Below are 20438 nucleotides of genomic sequence, written 5' to 3'. Positions count from 1 at the left end.
ACCTTAGAGCCTATCATGTCTATTTCCTATATTACGTATTTAGATAACTCTCAGCATTACAATTCCGTCGATTTCCTTTAATTGCTTAGATAAAAGAGGAACAATCTCATCCGCTACTTGGTTATCAATATCTATCATCGTGTATGCATACTCGCCTCGACTTCTATTTATCATATCAGCAATATTTAACTGATAAGTAGAAATGACTTGTGTCATTTGACCAACCATATTAGGAACATTTAAATGGAAGGCCGTCACCCGACGTTTCCCCGCATAGGGGATAGATGCATTCGGAAAGTTTACTGCATTTTTAACATTTCCGGTTTCTAAGAAATCCTTTACTTGACGCGCTGCCATTACTGCACAATTTTCTTCTGATTCTCCTGTAGATGCTCCAAGATGTGGAATTGCAATCGTATTTTTCATTTGGAGAACATTTTCATTTGGGAAGTCTGTTATATAGCGTCCGATCTTTCCATCTTCCAATGCAACAGCCATGTCTATTTCATTCACTAGCTCTCCACGAGAAAAATTTAGAATTTGTGTCCCTGGTTTCATTAAGGAAAATGCCTTTTTATTAAACATGCCCTTCGTGTCTTCTGTTAATGGAACATGAACCGTAATGTAGTCAGACTCTGCAAATAATTGATCTAATGTCATTGCTCGCTTGACATTACGTGACAAATTCCAGGCAGTATCAACAGAAAGAAATGGATCATACCCAATAACATCCATATCAAGAGCAAGAGCATCGTTTGCTACGAGAGCACCAATTGCACCTAAGCCAATTACACCTAGTGTTTTTCCTTTAATTTCATGACCAACAAATTGTTTTTTACCTGCTTCCACAAGTTTTGGAACTTGATCCCCTTCCGTAACAAGGGTTTTGGCCCATGACACTCCTTCAAATAAATTTCGGGAAGAAGCCATTAATGACATGAGCACCATCTCTTTTACGGCATTTGCATTCGCACCAGGTGTATTAAATACAACAATTCCTTTTGCAGTACATTGTTCAACTGGTATATTATTTACTCCTGCACCTGCACGTGCTATTGCCTTTAAATTATCTCCCAATTCCAACCCATGCATATTAAAGCTGCGTAAAAGTATCGCATCAGGATTGGCACACGTATCATCCATTGTAAAATTCCCTTTTTTAAATACGTTTAGTCCACTTGCTGCAATATTATTTAACGTTTTAATTGTTTTTACTTCTTTAACAGTCGTAGTGCTCATCTCCATTGCTCCCTTTTTCATCAATTATATTCTTTGTAAGCTTGGAACATCCTGCATCCCTTTTTCAACCGCAATAGTAAAAAAAGAAAAAGGCAAGGAGTTCATTCCCTTACCTCTGCCCAGGCGAACGGCATACGACACTATGTGCTCCCCTACGGTTATCCGTATTTCGCCAGTTACACATAGCCTTTAGATTTGCCTTCATTCTATCAGACTATTCAGTATTCATCAATTACTAATTTCTTATTAATTTTGTTCTTTTTTATGCTTTTTTTAGAATGGTTTATTGATATAACTTATTTTTCTTTATATATTGATAACACTTTTCTGGCAAAAGATACCTTGGTTCTCCCCCCATTGAAAACTCTTCTCGTATATAAGTAGAGCTTATTTCCATGGACAGTCCCTTATCTAACAAGTGAAAGGTCTTCCCATCATCATGATTGCGAAGAAGTGGTGAGCGGCTGATCGTGGAAAGCATATCAATCCCATTTCGAGCCATAACGATAAATCGATTTTCCGCTACTAATTCTTCCCCTTTGGTCCATTTACCTTGACCAATATCAACAAGTAAATCGGCTCCCATAATGAAATATACCTCGTCTTCTGGAAGTAACTTTTTAAAATAATTCATCGTGTGATACGTATAGATTTCCCAGCCATCTTGCTTCATTTCATAGTCATCGAATGCAAATTTATCATTGTCAGCTATTGCCATATTAACCATCTCTATACGATGTTCATCAGCTGTTTCCATTGTTTTATCTCTTCTTTTGCTCGAAGAAGGAAGAAAAATGACTTTATCTAACTTGCATCGATGAGCAACTGTACTGGCCGTCCAAAGATGAACATTTGTAATGGGATCAAAGGATGATCCATAAACCCCTATTTTTCTCACCATATTTTCTTCCCTTCTGTTTTAAATTGGGTTCGTCTTTTCCTTCATTTTCTCTATATAATTGCGCTTGTTCTCCCAGCAAGCTTTACTTAAATCAACTGGATACTCTTCCGGATTGAGCGTTCTTTTATATTCATTCCATAACAACTCTAGGTTATCCTCGACCTTTTTTTGAATATCGGTTAATAGTGGCGGCGTTATTTGAATATGCCCATTCTTTATAACTGGATGATGTAATTCAATTGCCTGGTAATTTGTTACCACCTTATTTAAATAAGGATGAACAGGATGAAACATTTTTAAAGGCTCTTGTGTGATGGCTTCAGATGCGAGGGTAATATAATCCCCTTCCGCATGACCATTTTCCTTGTTAATAATTCGATATACTCTTTTCTGCCCTGGTGTAGATATCTTTTCCGGATTTCCAGATAATTTTATCGTATCCCTCATTTCACCTGATTCATTTTCAATGCTTACTAATTTATACACAGCTCCTAATGCCGCCTGATCAAACGCTGTTATCAGCTTGGTTCCAATTCCCCAAATATCAATCTTTGCTCCTTCTGCCTGTAAATTCATAATTGTATACTCATCTAAATCATTCGATGCGATAATTTTCGCATCGTAGAACCCGGCTTCATCGAGCATTGCTCTTGCTTTCTTAGAAAGATAGGCTAAATCTCCACTGTCTAAGCGAATTCCTTTAAAATGAATTTTATCACCAAATTCCTTTGCAATCTTTATGGCATTTGGTATACCGGAACGAAGTGTATCATATGTATCCACTAAAAAAACGCAGTCTGTATGCGCCTCTGCATATTTCTTAAAAGCTTCATATTCATCTTGATACGCTTGAACTAATGCATGGGCATGTGTACCAGATACAGGAATGCCAAAAATCTTACCAGCCCTTACATTACTAGTTGCAGAAAATCCTCCGATAAAGGCAGCCCTTGTTCCCCAAATCGCCGCATCCATTTCCTGCGCTCTTCTTGTCCCAAACTCCATCGCCGTTTGACTGCCAATAACCTGCTTCATTCTCGCAGCTTTCGTGGCAATAAGCGTTTGATAATTAACAATATTTAACAATGCAGTCTCCACTAATTGCGCTTCTGCAAGTGAAGCTTCTACACGGAGAATAGGTTCATTAGCAAATACTAGCTCTCCTTCTTGCATGCAATAAATGTCTCCTGAAAAAGTAACATTTTTTAGGTAATCTAAAAAATCCTCCTTATAGCCAACTTCATTTCTTAAATAATCAATATCACTATCTGTAAATCGGCAATTTTTTATATAAGATAAAATCCGTTCTAAACCAGCAAAAACAGCAAAGCCATTACCAAATGGCAGCTTGCGAAAATAAAGTTCAAATACAGCTTTTCGCTCATGTATCCTATCTCTCCAATAGGTCTCCATCATGTTAATTTGGTAGAGATCGGTATGAAGCATAAGACTGTCATCAGCATAATTCATCTAAAATTTCCTCCTCCAAATAAATTCATAGCAACATGCAAAAATTATTTTATTTCCTTAGGATGTGACAAATCTCTGTATCTTATATAATTATCCTTTTATTCGTCAAATCATTCTTTTTTAAGCAAACCTTTTCACATATATAGGATAAAATTTATTTTTAAAAGTCATATAGTGAATTTCTTTGTATATCTCTTGCCGCTAAAGTCTGAACTAATTCGATCACTCTGTCCCTCACTAGTGTTCCCTAACTATTAAAACGATACAAAAAAAGCAAGTAGTTCAGAAATAACTACTTGCTCGTCTTCACTTCTATTAAAACTTTACTTTTTCCAAAAATAATCCATTCGCTTCTGCCATCATGCCTGTTAGACTACGATCTTTTGTTTCCAAAATTGCTGGAATAGTATCCGCTTCGACTTTTCCTAGGCCAACTTCAATCAATGTACCAACTATTTTTCTGACCATATTATAAAGGAAGCCATCGCCGCTCACGCGAATTTCTATAAATCCGTCTACTTCTTTTATATCAACATAGTATACTTCTTTCACCATTGACTTTTTCTTTGATTTAGCATTGGAGAAAGCTGTAAAATCATGTTTCCCCACAAAATAGACAGCTGCTTGTTCCATTTTCTTTAGATTTAATCTTTTCTCTACATGCATGCTATATTTACGCATAAATGGATGGGTATACGATTTATTCCATATTTTATATAAATACGTTTTATCCTTTGCATTATATCTGGCATGAAAGCGATCAGGAACGATCTGTACTTTTGAGATACTAATATCATTCGGCAAGTAGTGGTTTAAATAATTCATTACTTCTTTTTCCGTCATCTCTTTCTTCATTTTAAAATTGGCAACTTGAGATAAAGCATGCACCCCTGCATCTGTTCTGCTGCAACCTATAATTTCAATCTTTTCTCCTACCATTTCTGTTAAGACATTTTCAATTTTTCCTTGAATGGATTGGTCTCCATTTCCCAGACGCTGCCATCCTTTGTAACGGCCGCCATCATATTGAATAAGCATTTTATAATTTTTCATTTTTTCTCCTGTTCTTTACCCTTTTATGTTATTTATTATAAGAAACTACGAGCATCCTTGTTTCAGGTTTATTAACACGCCATCACCTTACTATGTTGAAATCATTTAAGGAAAATACTCCATAATGGATATTATCTCATTATACACTATTAATCCTCAAACCTTTATTAGCTAAAAAGTCAATTTATTACAAGAAATATTTCTTTTTTATAAAAAATTTTTTTATTTATTTCCTAAATAATAGAAACAATGTTAGAGTATGATATAGCAGTATACTTTAGAAAGAGTTGTAGGTGATCAATTATGATTGAAATTAAAACATCTCCCTTAAGTGATGGAGAATTCAATAGAGGCGTGTTTGCTACATGTGATATCAAAAAAGGTACTTTATTCCATGAAGCTCCCGTTGTTCCATATCCAAATGAGCAGCACAAATATATCGAAAGAACAGTACTAGAAGATTATGTTTATGAATATGGGATTAACCACAGTGCTGTTGTTCTAGGATACGGCATGCTTTTTAACCATTCCTATGAACCAAATGCAACATATGAAATTAATTTTGATAAGCATACATTTGACTATTATGCTTATAAGGATATAAAAGCTGGCGAAGAAATATTAATCAATTATAATGGCGAAGTCGATGATTATGAGCCGTTATGGTTTAATAAAGATAAAGAAGATTAAGAAGAAAAAAGGCTCGATATCACATCGAGCCTCAGACTGTCGACAAACTCCTAATTCGGTAATTAGGAGTTTGTCTTAGTTTATAAATATACATTCTTTTAAATAAGAGTTGATTTCCGTTGCAGGGGTTCGCTTTCCGTGGGGCTCGCGCTGAGCCGCTTCGGCCTAAAGGCCTGCAGGGTCTCAGACTGTCTCGCAGATCCCACAGGAGTCTCACCCCTTTCACTCCAATCAATGCATAATAATTCCATTTACATTTCCTAAATTCCTTTTGTCAACAAGCTGAGGCTCGATATCACATCGAGCCTTTTTTCTTTTTCCACTTCGATTCATATTCTGCTTTCTCCCGATGCACTTCCTTCAATAAACTTACCGTCATTAAGATCATAATAACGGAAAAAGGGAGAGCGGCAATAATCATCATATTTTGTAAACCATCTAATCCCCCTGAATAAAGTAAGACCAGCGAAATAGAGGTAAGTAAGAGTCCCCAAATTACTTTAATTCTATTGCTCGGATTCTGAATTCCATTGGCAGAAAGCATACCTAAAACAAATGTACCTGAATCTGCTGAGGTAATAAAGAACACACCAATTAATACAATAGCTAAAATAGATAGTACCGCACTAAGAGGAAAATGTTCTAAAAGAGCAAATAATGTTTCTTCCGTTGCAAAAGTGGAAATAGTACCTAATCCTTTATGCTCGATAAACATCGCATTACCGCCAAATACTGTAAACCATAAAAACCCAATTATTGAGGGAATAAATAAGACAAAGGTAACAAACTCACGAATGGTTCTTCCTTTGGAAATTCTAGCAATAAAAATTCCGACAAACGGTGACCATGCAATCCACCAAGCCCAGTAAAAAATGGTCCAAGTATTTATCCATTGACGATTCTCACCATTTAAAGGAGAAATGCGAAAGCTCATGCGCACTAAATTCTGTAAATACGTCCCCAATGTATCTGTAAATAAATTGAGGATAAAGACTGTATTTCCCAAAATAAATACAAATAAAAGCAAGATAAACGCTAATATCATATTCATATTACTAAGGATCTTAATTCCTTTCCCTAATCCTGAGACAGCTGAAAGTAAAAATAAGATGGTAACTATTACGATAATAATGAATTGAGTTAAAAAACTTGAAGGAATCCCATAAAGAAAGGAAAGCCCTCCATTTATTTGCACAGCACCGAATCCTAGTGTTGTCGCTATTCCAGTAACTGTCGCAAAAACAGCGATAATATCAATGATTCTTCCTAATCGTCCATCCATAGAATTACCTAGCAATGGTTTTAAGGTCGAACTAATTAACGTCTTTCCTCCCTTGCGAAAGGTAGTATAAGCAAGACTTAATGCCACAATTCCATACACTGCCCATGCATGAATTCCCCAATGAAAATAAGTAAATCTCATTGCATCTTTCATGCCTTGTTCTGTGCCAACCTCATTTGTAGGTGAACTAATAGCATAATGACTAAGTGGTTCCGCAGTCCCGTAAAACACAAGTCCGATTCCCATTCCCGCGCTAAAAAGCATCGCTAACCATACTATTCGGGAAAATTCAGGCTTATCCTCGGGTTTACCTAATTTAATTCTCCCTACCGGACTTAATAATAAGTACAAACATATTATCACGAAAAACGTGACGACAATTAAATAATACCAACCAAAAGAATCTGTAATAAAAGATTGTGCACTAGCTGAAGTTTGTTCAAGCGTTTCTGGTGCAAATACTCCTACTAACACAATCACTAATAAAATAATTACAGAAACATTAAAGACAAGATAATTTTTAAACTTCATATAATAAATTCTCCTTCTAATAATCGAATACTAATCTATGTAGAATTGCTGTCTAGGTTATTATATCCTTTATTAGGAGAATTAAACAAATACTAGCCCTTTCAGCTTCTTAAGGAGCTATCCTTTTTCCTGGTTCTCTACTGGACTCCCTAATTGCATCTAATACTTGTTGATTCATTACTCCCATCATAAAATCAGGGAAACCTAATCTTACCTCCCCATATAGCATTTTGGCGAAATCTTCCCATTCTGTCAAATAGACCGATTTTGGAACATGTATTTTTTTCTCCACAAGTTCACCCAATGATATGATAATTTATATTACCTACTTAGTTGATATTTCGCTACAATACATAGATTTTATTCATTCTCAGAAAAACGTTGTAAATACAATTTGTGACTATATTGATGAACATTATCATGAGAATATTACAAGAGATAATATTGCAAAGATTGTATACTTAAGCCCAGATTATATAACAAGAATTTTTAAGAAAGAAAAAGGACTCTCTCTTGTAAACTATATCATCAAAAAAAGAGTAGACATCGCTAAGGAGCTACTCATTCAAACTACATTACCAGTACATATCATCTCAGATAAAGTCGGATATGGAAATTACTCCTACTTTACCAAACTTTTTAAAAAAGAAACAAATTACACTCCTTTTGAATATAGACGAAAAGAAAAATCCTCCGCTTTATAAATAAAACTAACCATCAGTATTTTTGCTTATCCCACTGATGGTTAGTTGCAATTTCGCATTTTTATATCGAGCTCCCATATCCAGCTTCCTCAAATTCAGCAGCTTGAGATGCGGAGAATTACTGAATGATGAAGTTAAGATAAAGCTTCGCTTTATTTATCTATCAAATACACTAACAAGTTAATAAATGGATCTTCTTGGGTGAATAAATTCGATGTCATTTAGGAGCTAGTTCTACAGCTTGTCGCATTGCTTCCATCAAGCTTTTTTCATCCGCGATTCCTTTTCCTGCGATATCAAATGCCGTTCCATGATCTACACTTGTTCGAATAATCGGCAAACCAACGGTAATATTTACTCCGGCATCTAATCCTAATACTTTCACTGGACCGTGTCCTTGATCATGATACATTGCTACTACAATATCAAAATCCCCACGTACCGTACGGAAAAATAATGTATCTGCCGGAAGTGGACCAACTGCTTCTATCCCTTCTTTTTGTGCTCTTTCTACAGCAGGAATTACTTTTTCTTCTTCTTCTCCATAACCAAATAATCCATTTTCACCAGCATGTGGATTAATGCCGCAAACAGCAATTTTCGGATTAGAAATACCTGCCTTTTGTAAAGTATCATGAGCAAGTTTAATAACATGATAGACACGTTCGGGATTAATCATCTTAACCGCATCAAGAATTCCAACATGTGTTGTAACATGAATAACTTTTAAATTCGGAGCAGACAGCATCATAGAAAAATCTTGAGTACCAGTAAGGTCAGCTAGAATTTCTGTATGGCCTGGATATTTATGCCCCCCTTTATGCAACGCCTCTTTATTTAGTGGCGCTGTACATATTGCATGGATTTTATCTTCTTTTGCAAGCTCAATGGCTTTAGCAAGATATTGAAATGCCGCATTTCCAGCTTCTGGAGCCACTTTCCCTACCGGAAGTGTTTCATCCAATAAATTTAAATCTAAACAATAAACAGTGCCATAATCATAGGTTATTTCGTTAATTTCCTCGACGGAAATATTTTGGATAGCTAAATCACTATTAACGAATTGTTTGGCTCTATTCAAAATCTTACTATCGCCAATCACCAATGGTCTGCTAATCGTATACATTTCCTCTTTACCAAGGCTTTTTAAAATAATCTCTGGACCTACCCCTGCTGCATCTCCCATTGTTATCCCTACAATTGGTTTTACATTACTCATACTATCACCCTTCTATTGTTAATTAAAAACTCTAATGCTTTTATTAAGGAATCTTCTTGGCCAAAGCCTCCTGCTTTCGTTACAGCCCAATAGCTATTCGTTTCTGTTCTAATTTTTCCAAAAGGAAGTCCTGGCTCAATTTCCATATATAAATCCATTTCTGTTACTCCCAGCGCACGACATACTGCCTTTGCAGTATCTCCTCCTGTTAAAACTAACCCTTTAATAAAAGGAACATTTTTTACTATATGGGTTGAAATGGTACCCAAACCATTTGATATTGCTGCACTAACATCATGTTTACTTAATCCAAGCATCTTACCTGCTTCAATGGCACGCTTTCTGTTGTCATCATCCGCTTCCACATAAAGAACAAAATGATGATGTTCTTTATTCTGCTGGACTATTTCCATAAACTCATCCAGCCTATAGCTACCATTTATTAAATCTACAGGGTCAACCTGCATAAAATAGGAATCTTGCAATCTATCAACCTTGAATAATTGTTTTTTCGTTACGTGAGATAAGCTTCCAGATACAATCAAAGTAGTTTGGATTTCCATATCTTCCTGTTCGTTTACTGATGAAGGTATCAAATGCAGCATTTCCGGCAGATATTCTATCAAGCCAGCAGACCCTGCCCAAATAATCGACTTATTTTGCTCAGAAAATAGTTTAGCAATATTTATGAGATCTTCTTCAGCTGCAGCATCACAAACAAACCATTTATTCCCTTCCACTAAGGCTGATTGTATAAGGTTGTTTATCTCCTCTTTAGACTTATGCCAAACTTCCTTATTCAACAACGTAATTTTCCTGTTATTCTTCGAATTTAAAAGCTTAGGCAAAAATGATTCCTGCACAGGTGTCTTCGGATCATTGGAAAATTCGGTTTCTGTAATGATTTTACCGTCTACAAAATGGTGCCCATTGATGGTTTGACGTCTCATTTTAGGATAGGCCGGCGCAATAACAACCATATCTGGATTATAAACAGATTCTAGCGCTGCAAGTTCTGCCTCTAAATTGCCTCTTAATGTGGAATCTACCTTCTTATAAATATGTTTATACCCATTCCTTTTGAGAAAGGTTGCTGCCTCTACTACTGCCTTATATGCATCCTCTTTTGCTCTCGCTCTACTGTCCGTATCTACTATTAGAACATCTGAAGCCATCTCTTTAGATGAATTTGTATAATCAAATACAACACTAGTAGATAACTTTTTTATCGCCAGCTGCACACCAGAATCGTTTGCGCCTGTTAAATCATCAGCAATAATCCCCATTTTGTTTTTCACGTCGAACACATCCTTATCTTACATTTTGATACCTTGTTCCTCAAACTTATATCCCTTTTTTTCTAATCTTTTCACTAAGAAACCTACATAGATTGGAAGCAGTATTGCCGTGGTCACCACTGATGCGGCCACCTGTACTGTTGCAATATCAACCACCGATGCAAAACTAGCATTTGCAGCGGCAATTACTGCAGGTGTTGCAACTGCATTCCCAGCTGTGGAGCCCTCAGCAGCCCCAACAATCGGATTCCATTTTAAAAGCTTAAACACATAGTAACCAGCAGTTCCGGTTACAAAAACGGTTAATAATCCTAGAATAATACCAGCCAAGCCACCTTCTAGAATGGCAGAAAAATTGATGCCCATCCCGAGAGAAAAAGCAAAGAATGGAATTAACATAGAACTTCCACTATCTAAAAAATCTCTCATTTTATCATCTAAATTACCTAATACCATACCAACTATGATTGGAAGAAGTACAGAGATAAAAGAAGTAAAAGAAAATAAACCGTCCACAAATCCCATTGCACCAAAAATGGATAGAGCAACCATTGTTAAAAATGGTCCATCATTAAGAGCTAATAAGGAATAAGCAGCTCTGTCTTCCTTACTTCCGTATTGCCCAACTAAAGCAACAAATAAGCCTCCATTACTATTTGTCATCGCGGCAATTACTGCAATAGGAGCTAAACCTAACCAAAGACCATTATCTCCAGCAAACAGATATGCTAGTAATCCAAAGGCTGCACCAACAACCCATTTTGTGATTAATAATGTTGCCCCTTTCCCAACAGATACCCCAAATGATTTTACATTTATTTGAGCTCCAGTACACAATAGAAATAATGCAATTAAAGTAGATGATCCATTAACAAATAAAGCCTCTGTAAAATTCCCGATTCTCAGAAGATTTGGAGCAAATGTATTTAATAATGCTGCAATTAACAACGGAACTACCATCATCCCTCCAGGAATCCGATCCAACGTTTCTTTAATCTTCATAATTTTAACACTCCTTTTTATATGTTTCAATTTTAAACAACAAGTAATCGTTTACAATTAAAATTGTAACTGCTTTCACCTATTACCACAATATAATTAGTATAAAACGTTGCAAAATGAAACAAAAAAAATAAAAAAGCTGAAACTTTTATTGTTTCAGCTTTCTCCACAAAGTTGTTCGATTAATCCCGAGTCTTTCAGCAACTTTTGTTTGATTGTAATTTTCTTCTTTCATGACGGCATCAATAATTCTTTTTTCTATTTCTTCTAATGTACCTTGTAAATATTCATTATCAAACATTTCCATTTTACTCAACCGATCCCCAAGTAGCTGTTGTATAAGCCCTTTTCCTATTACAAATCCTTTTTCTTCCTTAACAGCATCATGAATAAGTATATATAATTCTTCGACATTTCCTGGCCATGAATAGGATTCCAATACTTTCCATGCATCTTCCTTTATCTTGATCGCTGAAGTGCCAAATTCAGCATGAAATGCAGTTAAAAAGTGGGTCGCTAATGGTCTGATGTCCTCTTTACGTTCAACCAAAATTGGTAAATCAACTCGTATAAATTCAAGATAAGGAAGAGCAGTATACCTATTTACGTCTGACGTCTCTATCGCTATTATAACTGTGATGCCATTATTGTAATTACGCTTAACTTTTCCAACAAATATCCTTAACTCTTCATGGCTTAACATCTCTATTTCATTCAAATAAATTGTTTTTATATCAGGATCCAACTGTTGGTTCATATTGATAAATGCATTGGCAGACATAACAGCCAAAAAACCATTCCCTCTATTTTTTTGAAAATGAATCCATTTGGAGATTAACTTTTTTCCTGTACCCGATTTCCCAATAAGTATCCAACCATAACTACTAAGATTATTTTGAATCTTTTCTATGCACCTTTTCATACTATCACTTTTCGAAAGGATAACGGGCGGAGTTTGTATATCTATAATATGTAAGGAGTTATCCGGTACTAAATCTTTCATAAAAGAAAAAGCAAATAAATAATGAAGTTCCCCCTCTACCTTTATAGGAATCACCATCTGTTTTACTCGTTTATGCTGATCCGTTTCAATGATATCTAATTCTTCTTTATTATCATTTTTTTGTTGAATTATATTTATCATTTTTTTGACCGATAGCGGGGACTCCCTAAATCGTTTCCAATTTTCATAGACAATATTTCCATCACGAGTCATTACAATGACATCCGAAAACTGTCTTTCTATAATCATTTGCATAATACTCATTTGAAAACGCTGCTTTCTCAGCATTCGGTAGATGCTCTTCACTTCTTTAATTGCTTCAAATATTGCCTCTCTGCCTGACTGTATTAGTATTCCTTCTAGATTATATTTAGCGGCGGCATCACGAGTTATAACATCTCCAATAATTAATTGATATCCATCCATTTTCAATTGATTGACTAATGGATCAACTTCAATAGCATCTTCGATTGTAAATACCTCAATAGGTATTTCTAACAAGTCCGTTATCGCCTTCGCTCCAATTGTAATGTTAGAAAAACCGACAATCGCTTTTTTGCCTGGATAATCATTTGCCAGGGTCAAAACACGGAGCATATCATAACCAGAAACATGTATGTCAACAACTGGAATATTCACTTCCTGTTCTATTAATTGCGCGGTTCCCCCACGACTTATAATAACCTCAACACCATGTTTTTCAGCCTCTTTTGCAATTGGAATTGCTTCTTGAAGATTGGCCAATTCTATTTTCATATTAAGGTCAGGCTCTAGTTTTATGCATTCTTCCATCACATGCTCCAATGCAGGATAAGGAGCAATTAACAATGTTTTAATTCCCATTTTTTTCACCTATTATTATTTATTACTTTATACATTGAAAGAATTGTGTCTAGATGTCAAGTTTCGTTAATAATTTACTAGATACTGACAAGCAAACAGAAACTAAAAAAATCGAGTAAAAGACAAGTTTCCATGTTGCAGTAGACGCTCTTGCCTTTAAACTGATGGATGGATGATCTGGTCTTTTACTGAAAGGGGCTGAGACAAAACTAAAAAGGATATGCTTAAAGCTGAATAATCATTTGTTGAATTAGACGAATGATAAATAAAATCTATTTTTGTTTCTCGCCCCATTTTATAAGATTAGTGAAATGGAGTGGAAGACACTCGACTCCTGCGGGAAATAGAGGAAAGGCTGAGACCCCGCAGCGCAGTGAGGAGGCTCAGCTTCCTCCCCGCGGAAAGCGAGTGACTGGAGCGCAATGGAACGAACTTGTTTTTTAGCTATAAAAAAGATAAATCAGCGAAAAGAAAAAACCGAACTATTACGATGTTTATTGTATTATAGTTTGGCTTTTTCTTTATGTAAAATTCTTTTGTCCCACCCTTTTAAACTTTCATTATATTTCCTAATCCTTACTTGGCTTACCAAACACTGGCAGCCCATTCTCATCCCAAGTAAATACTTGTGCTCTCGCGTGGCGATCTGGATTATTCAAAGGATCTCCCTCTATTTCTGTATATGGTCTTGCATGATAGATCAGAACATCTTCCCTTCCATCTTCACTAATAGTAAAGCTATTATGTCCTGGACCATATTGTTGATTCTCTGGAGCGCTGATAAAAACTGGCTTATCTAATTTAGTCCAAGAATATCCATCTAATAAATCGGAATTTATATCTGCCCAAAGCATTCCCATGCAATAATTTTCATCGGTTGCACTAGCTGAATAGGTTATGATGACTTTTCCATTTCTAATCAATACTGCTGGACCTTCATTCACTAAAAATCCGATTTTCTCCCAAGCGTATTCAGGAACAGATAATAATAACTGCTTCCCTTTTAAGGTCCAAGGGTTTTCCATTTCAGATAGATATAGATTAGAATTCCCTGGAATAGCTGGCTCCTTTTGCGCCCACACATAATAAAGCTTGTCGTGTAATTCAAACACCGTTGCATCTAAACTAAAACTTTCTTGAGCCGTTTTCACTTGACCCTTTTCAATCCATCTTCCAGTTAAAGGGTCTTCATCAGCACATTCAAGTACAAACATCCGATGCTGAAAAATCCCATTTTTAGGGTAATCATACTCTGCAGCGGCAAAGTAGATATACCATTTTCCATGGATATAATGAATTTCCGGTGCCCAAATTAGAGAGCTTAATGGGCCTGTTGAATGAGCATGCCAAACAAATGCACTTTCACCATTTTTCAGCCCATTTAATGTTCTAGCTCTGCGGACTTCTATTTTCTGATAGCCAGGAACAGAACCAGTAAAATAATAGTATCCATCTGTATGTTTATATACCCAAGGATCTGCTCTTTGTAAAACTATTGGGTTGTTATAATGAACTGTCTTGACATTCGTCATCTTACTCTCTCCTTTTTATCCATTACATTTCAGATTATAAAGATTGTCTCTCCCATCAAATTATCCAAATAGCCATCGTTACGATTATCTTAGAACTTATTTGATTGAGAAATTTAAAAACTGCATAAGTTATCATTTTTAATCTGTCGTTGTATGATTTCCATCTAATAAAAATTCCTTCAGCATTTTATCTATTCAAAATCTCTTATTATTCCTTTTTTGACTAAATCTCCTGCTATGAACTTATCTATACATAAAAAATAGGTACTAATTAAAAATAGCGGGATTATAATACTAAACTTATAAGCTACTGCTAAAAGTACTAAAAAAAAGAGTAAACTAAATACTGTATGTAAAGGTAGTAATAACGGTAAACTCAATACTAATTTTGCTTTCTCCTTGAACGTACCATGGGTATAAATGGCAATGGGAAATGTATAAAGAAGCGCAGCCAAAACATATATAATGAAGAATAGAACTGGATAATAGAAAATAGCAGCCCCAACTGTCATTCCTCGTACCAGCTGTAAATCGATCCAAAGCACATATAATACAAGGAAATAAATAATTCCAACACCATTCATTTTTAGAAAGTTCTGCTTATATGCAGAAAAGTATTCCTTCGCAAGCCTACTAAATGATGGAAAATCATTAGAAAACTCCTCTCTTCTAATTAGGACATTAAGGGCATAGGTTGCTGGAAAAATCCCGAAAATCCCAAGCCCAATTATGCTCCCCATAATCCAAAGCAGATTAAGAATGATGACACTTAACAGCCTATCAAGAACGATCATCACTTTGTTTGACCACACCATAGATTACACCCTCTTTCCAAATATAGCATTTCCTGATTTTGTTAAACCGGAGAAGGCTATTGTCTCTACATTGTTTCTCCAATCTTTAACTGGAAAAATAACAAACTCAAAATTTCTATCCGCAAAGGCAAACTGATTATTACCTAATGAATCAATCTCAATTAGACTATTCTCTTTTAAAGAAAACCTTTTGCTATGCTTAACTCTTCTGTCTTCATCAAAAGAAATATATTCCCAATCACCCAATAGATCCTGAACGGAATAATTAGGTGGTTCAGTATGATAGTAGTATTCTGGCGAAACAACCGGCCAGCCGCTCTTTAGCCAAAACATTTCTCGTATAAATCCATAATGATAGGGAGAAAATTCCTCTAAACGAACATGATGAACCATAAATTGTTTATTCATTTCGGTAAAAATGGAATTGTGACCTGGTCCAATCCAAACAATATCATCTTCAAACTGATAGCTTCCCACTAACTTAACACCAATAGTATGTGGTTCATCCTCTGTATCTATCATATTTTTACCGTTTACATCCACATAAGGACCGGTTATTTCTTTCGATCTCGCTACACGAATATTGTAACTATCATGTAAACTATCATAAGAAGTAAACAAATAATAATAATCAAATGCCGAATTGTAGATAATAAAAGCGCCTTCTATCGCACCTTCTACTTCTTTTGGTCTTATCGCAAGCAATGTTCCATAACCATCCTCAGCAACCGGCATCCCTGTTTCCATATTTAGTCCGACAAGGTAAATGCCTCCAAAGAAGGATCCATAACAAAGCCAGTACTTACCATATTTATCCCTTACTACATTTGCATCTATGGCATTATGTGTTGCAATTTCTGGATTTGTTTGAAGCACAATCCCTTGATCACACCAAGGTCCTTTTAAATGATCAGCAGTAGCCAATCCAATACAAGAAATCGTACTTCCAAAAGTGGAAGCGGAATAATACATATAATATTGACCTTTATAGTTAATAACTTCAGGGGCCCATAAGCCTAATGCCTTGGACCACTCTTTAGCCTCTTGAGGAACAGCCTTTAATGCAGTTCCAATATAATCCCAGTGAATTAAATCCTTTGATTTTCTAATTTGTGCCCCCTCAGTTGGCGCATTATCGATATATGTATCTGTTGAAAACATATAGTAGAAATCATCTTCTTTGATAATCGTAGGATCATGCGTACCCAATGTTCCCCAGCCGTATGATTCAATCAATTCTAATCCTTTTCTTGTTTCTTCTTTCATTTTCATAGCTTGATCCTCCTGGTTATCCTTTCACACCTGATAAGGCAACTGATTCAATAATCTGTTTTTGAAATATCAAGAATACGATTAATACTGGAAGTAAGGAAACAACAGAACCTGCCATAATCAATGGATAATCCGTTTGAATAGCGTAAGTTGCTTTTAAGTTTGCAATAACTACTTGTAATGTTTGTTTCTCTGGACTATTTAAATAGATTAGTGGTGCTAAATAGTCATTCCACACACCCATGAACCAAAGAATAAATTGTGCCGCTACCGCTGGGCGAATAACAGGGAAAATTAATTTAAAGAAAATTTGAAGGTAACCTGCTCCGTCTACCTTTGCTGCTTCAATTAAAGAATAAGGCACATTTGTTAGATATTGACGAAGGAAGAAAATCATCGTAATATTTCCAAATAAACCTGGCACAATTAACGGTAATAATGTATCTACCCAACCCATTTTAGAAAACATTACGAATTGGGGAATCATAATAATCGGATAAGGAATCATAATTGAAGCTAATAAAATCAAGAATAATGTATTTTTAAAAGGCATTCTGAGTTTTGCAAAAGCAAAAGCAGCCATACTAGAGGTTATGGTACCAATAATAGTTACGGTTAAAGAGACAATTATGGTATTTTTAAGTCCGTATCCCAAAGTATCAAGCTGAAATAATTTAGTATATGCATCAAACTGAAAGGGATCTGGTATCCATTGTGGCGGCAAGGCAAATACACCAGTCTTGTCTTTTAATGAAGTGGTAATCATCCATAATAATGGTCCAATCATAAACACGGAACCAATTGTGAGAATGAAATAAATGAATATATCCGTTATTTTCTTATGCTTTTTCATGCTATGCACCCCCTTAATCCAAACTATAATCTGATTTTCTATTAAAATAAAATTGAATAACAGTTACGATAAAGATAAAGATAAATAGAATAAGTGACATTGCTGAACCATATCCCATTTGATAATATTTGAATGCTTTTTGCCATACGTACCAAACAATAGACGCTGCACTATAAGATGGACCACCAGTCGGGGTCATAATGTTAATTTCAGTAAAGATTTGGAATCCGCCAATTATGTTTGTAATAACTAAGAAAAACGTTACCGGTTTAACCATTGGCCATGTGATACTTTTAAATTTTTGGAAAGAATTTGCACCATCTAGATCAGCCGCTTCATAATAGGTTTTAGAAACACTTTGAATTGCAGCTAAATAAAGCAGCATCGAATAACCTAACCCTTTCCATACTGCCATCAGGATAATTGCAGGTTTAACAGTTGCAGTATTTTCTAACCAGTTCGGGCCCTTAATGCCAAATAAATCTAAAAATTGATTAATCAATCCAAAATCTCCATTATAAGCCCATGCCCACATGATGGATATCGCCGCCAGAGAAGAGATAACAGGAATATAGTAGATCGTTCTAAAAACAGTAGTCCTTTTCAGCCCCTTGCTCAAAGCCATTGCGAGCAGCAATGCCAATCCTAATCCAATGGGAATTCCTATCATATAAAAAACTGTATTATAGAGAGTTTGATAGAAATATTCATCTTTAAATAGTTTAATAAAGTTATCCAAGCCGACAAAGTTCATCCTATTCAAGCCATTCCAATCTGTAAAAGATGCATATACAGAATAAGCAAATGGATAAACAGAGAATAATAGGAACCCAATAATTGGAGCAGCCACAAACATCAGTGCAACTCTATGTTCTTGCTTATATAAGTTACTAGTTTTTCTTTTTGGTTTTATTTTCGGATTTTTATTTTTTTCACTATTTGTAGCTATCACACTGGACATATTATCACCTCTTTAACGATTGGTGATGTCTTAAAAGCAGAGAACCTCACAAGAAGTTCCACTAGAAGTTCGTGAGGTTACTCTTAGTAATAAGACATCCTAGTTATTTAGACATTTTCGCTTGTTCGTTGGCTTCATCCAAAAGTTTTTGCATTTTAGGCTGTATTTCTTTTACGAAATCAGCTGCAGTCTGTTTTCCTTGCATCACAGGAGTAATATTCGACCAGAATTCATCTAACCATTGAGAGTTATAGGTAGCGAAAGTTGGTTACGGAACACCATAATCTCGAACAATATCTAAAAATTCTTTCTTGTTATTTGGAACCGTTTCTGTATCGTTAGCCCATTCTTCAGCCATATCAATTAAATTCGGAATTTGCACTTTAGCATCTAATAATGTTTGTTGTGCATTTTCATCTGCAGACAAGTAAATGGCCAATTCAGTCGCTAAATCAGGATATTTTGTAGTCTCTGAAACTACTAATCCTAGAGAACCAACATATGCGACTGATTTTCCTGTTGTACCAGATGGCCATGGCATGAGATCATATTCAAAATCTAGTTTGGCATATGTACTCATATCCCATGGACCTACTGGGAAGAAAGCCAATTCGCCATTCATCCATCTTTGGTATGTGTCCAATGTTTCTGCTTGTGAAGCATTTGGTGTTGTATTATATTTATTAGTTAAATCGGCAAGGAACTGCAAAGAACTTGCAAATTCTGGTGTGTCAACTGTTACAGTATCTCCAGCATCATTTAAAAAGGACGCCCCATTACTATAAGCAAATGATTGCAGAGTCCATGTGGCATTAAAACCGCTTGCCCATTGATCAACTTCGCCATCACCATTTGTATCTTTTGTTAATTCTTGACTAATTTTCAAGAATTCATCCCAAGTATAGGCTTTATCTTTATCTGGCAACGGAATTCCGGCTTCTTCAAACATGTCTTTGTTATAACCTAGCGCAAATGGACCGATATCTTTTGGTAATCCATAAAGCGCACCCTGACCAGGCGTTTTTCCATCATAGCGATAGATGTCTACACCAAATTTCCAAATACTATCTAAATCAAAATCTGCATTTTCAACTTCTTCTGTAATATCTTTAATGATGCCATTATCAACATAATTTGCGATACTTCCAGAATCAAGATAAAAAACATCGGGTACATTCCCACCGGAAACAGCAGCAGATAATTTAGTAGCATATTGATCAGCATCTGTATTAATGATTTTCACCTTCACGTCCTCATGCGATTCTTCAAACTTTTTAATCGCTTCAGTATAAGCCGTTTTCTCATCAGGCCCTCCTCTAAACATAAACGTTATTTCTTTCTTCCCATCCGCATTACTGCTACTGCTACTGCTACTTGAACATGCACCTAAAAGCAACATACTGAAAATCACAAAACTTGAAAGTAATATTTTTACTTTTTTCATTTTATATTCTCCCCTATTTTTAATTTCTTTTATAAAACAAAAAGGATAATACTAATCTGCATTTCTATCACTTTAAGCGTAGACTTACTTTGTTCTCTTTATGTAGCATTTAATTCAAAATTACTTTCCTTTTCACCAACATATCGACAGTTTATTTGTTTTGTCATTCCTCCCCTCCCTTTTTACATGACACTATAATACAACTCAATAGCAAAAGGCGATTTTTACAAAGTTTGTTGTTTATTTACTGATAGTCTCAAGTTGTGTTGAATCCCCCAAAAAAGAGAACAACATTTTTAAAAACAACCTTTTTATAAAATATCTCA

17 protein-coding genes, 1 pseudogene and 1 riboswitch are annotated in these 20438 nt (G+C 35.4%); of the genes and pseudogenes, 2 read left to right on the top strand and 16 right to left on the bottom strand.

The features are described 5' to 3' along the window. Positions 1-39 precede the first annotated feature (39 nt). The 4 genes from NST77_RS04190 to truA all read right to left on the bottom strand — a co-directional run bounded on the left by NST77_RS04190 (position 40) and on the right by truA (position 4663). The gene (locus NST77_RS04190; protein WP_095333183.1) at positions 40-1239 is read right to left on the bottom strand and encodes a phosphoglycerate dehydrogenase; all 1200 of its coding nucleotides are present in this window, start codon (positions 1237-1239) and stop codon (positions 40-42) included. 110 nt (positions 1240-1349) lie between these two features. Beyond that, positions 1350-1429: riboswitch (ZMP/ZTP riboswitch) on the bottom strand. Between the two features lie 93 nt (positions 1430-1522). Then, positions 1523-2140 (bottom strand): nicotinate-nucleotide adenylyltransferase, encoded by a 618-nt coding sequence (gene nadD / locus NST77_RS04185; RefSeq protein ID WP_217279794.1) that lies wholly within the window; start codon positions 2138-2140, stop codon positions 1523-1525. Positions 2141-2158: 18 nt separating this feature from the next. Then, positions 2159-3610, bottom strand: coding sequence for a nicotinate phosphoribosyltransferase (locus tag NST77_RS04180; protein WP_123259673.1), 1452 nt, complete (start codon positions 3608-3610; stop codon positions 2159-2161). Between the two features lie 315 nt (positions 3611-3925). Further along, positions 3926-4663 carry a tRNA pseudouridine(38-40) synthase TruA gene (gene truA, locus NST77_RS04175; protein WP_095333187.1) on the bottom strand — a complete coding sequence of 246 codons (738 nt, stop codon included), beginning with the start codon at positions 4661-4663 and terminating at the stop codon, positions 3926-3928. 303 nt (positions 4664-4966) lie between these two features. On the opposite strand from truA, the gene NST77_RS04170 reads away from it, so the two are divergent. Next, positions 4967-5353: an SET domain-containing protein gene (locus NST77_RS04170; RefSeq protein WP_095333189.1), complete on the top strand. Its 387-nt coding sequence runs from the start codon at positions 4967-4969 to the stop codon at positions 5351-5353. Between the two features lie 295 nt (positions 5354-5648). On the opposite strand, the gene NST77_RS04165 is transcribed toward NST77_RS04170, so the two are convergent. Both NST77_RS04165 and NST77_RS04160 read right to left on the bottom strand, forming a co-directional pair. Continuing rightward, a complete protein-coding gene (locus NST77_RS04165) occupies positions 5649-7166 on the bottom strand; it encodes a glycine betaine uptake BCCT transporter (RefSeq protein ID WP_123257361.1) in 1518 nt (505 codons plus the stop codon). 109 nt (positions 7167-7275) lie between these two features. Next, on the bottom strand, positions 7276-7458 hold the full coding sequence (locus NST77_RS04160; RefSeq protein ID WP_176474249.1) for a hypothetical protein: 183 nt from the start codon (positions 7456-7458) through the stop codon (positions 7276-7278). Positions 7459-7474: 16 nt separating this feature from the next. Between NST77_RS04160 and NST77_RS04155 the strand changes: the two genes are divergently transcribed. Continuing rightward, a complete protein-coding gene (locus NST77_RS04155; RefSeq protein WP_095333193.1) occupies positions 7475-7870 on the top strand; it encodes a helix-turn-helix domain-containing protein in 396 nt (131 codons plus the stop codon). A 217-nt stretch (positions 7871-8087) separates the two neighbouring features. Here NST77_RS04155 and pdxA read toward each other — a convergent pair whose 3' ends face one another. The 10 genes and pseudogenes from pdxA to NST77_RS04105 all read right to left on the bottom strand — a co-directional run bounded on the left by pdxA (position 8088) and on the right by NST77_RS04105 (position 20112). Further along, positions 8088-9089, bottom strand: coding sequence for a 4-hydroxythreonine-4-phosphate dehydrogenase PdxA (gene pdxA / locus NST77_RS04150; RefSeq protein WP_095333195.1), 1002 nt, complete (start codon positions 9087-9089; stop codon positions 8088-8090). After that, positions 9086-10387 carry a four-carbon acid sugar kinase family protein gene (locus NST77_RS04145; RefSeq protein WP_095333197.1) on the bottom strand — a complete coding sequence of 434 codons (1302 nt, stop codon included), beginning with the start codon at positions 10385-10387 and terminating at the stop codon, positions 9086-9088. Before NST77_RS04145 ends, pdxA begins: the two co-directional genes overlap by 4 nt. An 18-nt stretch (positions 10388-10405) precedes the next feature. Further along, the gene (locus NST77_RS04140) at positions 10406-11389 is read right to left on the bottom strand and encodes a 2-keto-3-deoxygluconate permease (RefSeq protein WP_095333199.1); all 984 of its coding nucleotides are present in this window, start codon (positions 11387-11389) and stop codon (positions 10406-10408) included. A gap of 148 nt (positions 11390-11537) precedes the next feature. After that, positions 11538-13235: a sigma-54-dependent transcriptional regulator gene (locus tag NST77_RS04135; RefSeq protein ID WP_123257359.1), complete on the bottom strand. Its 1698-nt coding sequence runs from the start codon at positions 13233-13235 to the stop codon at positions 11538-11540. Between the two features lie 569 nt (positions 13236-13804). Further along, positions 13805-14767: a glycoside hydrolase family 43 protein gene (locus NST77_RS04130; RefSeq protein ID WP_171509488.1), complete on the bottom strand. Its 963-nt coding sequence runs from the start codon at positions 14765-14767 to the stop codon at positions 13805-13807. Positions 14768-14958: 191 nt separating this feature from the next. Further along, positions 14959-15582 carry a YesL family protein gene (locus NST77_RS04125; protein WP_095334011.1) on the bottom strand — a complete coding sequence of 208 codons (624 nt, stop codon included), beginning with the start codon at positions 15580-15582 and terminating at the stop codon, positions 14959-14961. Between the two features lie 3 nt (positions 15583-15585). Continuing rightward, on the bottom strand, positions 15586-16854 hold the full coding sequence (locus tag NST77_RS04120; protein WP_204259872.1) for an arabinan endo-1,5-alpha-L-arabinosidase: 1269 nt from the start codon (positions 16852-16854) through the stop codon (positions 15586-15588). Between the two features lie 16 nt (positions 16855-16870). Then, positions 16871-17707: a carbohydrate ABC transporter permease gene (locus NST77_RS04115; RefSeq protein ID WP_095334013.1), complete on the bottom strand. Its 837-nt coding sequence runs from the start codon at positions 17705-17707 to the stop codon at positions 16871-16873. A 13-nt stretch (positions 17708-17720) separates the two neighbouring features. Next, positions 17721-18563, bottom strand: coding sequence for a carbohydrate ABC transporter permease (locus tag NST77_RS04110; RefSeq protein ID WP_341123728.1), 843 nt, complete (start codon positions 18561-18563; stop codon positions 17721-17723). 208 nt (positions 18564-18771) lie between these two features. After that, positions 18772-20112 (bottom strand): annotated as a pseudogene (locus tag NST77_RS04105) (ABC transporter substrate-binding protein). Between the last annotated feature and the right edge of the window lie 326 nt (positions 20113-20438).

The sequence above is a fragment of the Niallia sp. FSL W8-0177 genome (genome assembly GCF_038006285.1).
Taxonomy (GTDB): Bacteria; Bacillota; Bacilli; order Bacillales; family Cytobacillaceae; genus Niallia; species Niallia circulans_A.
Note: the sequence above shows the minus strand (reverse complement) of the source record. Positions and strands in the feature narration are given on the sequence as shown.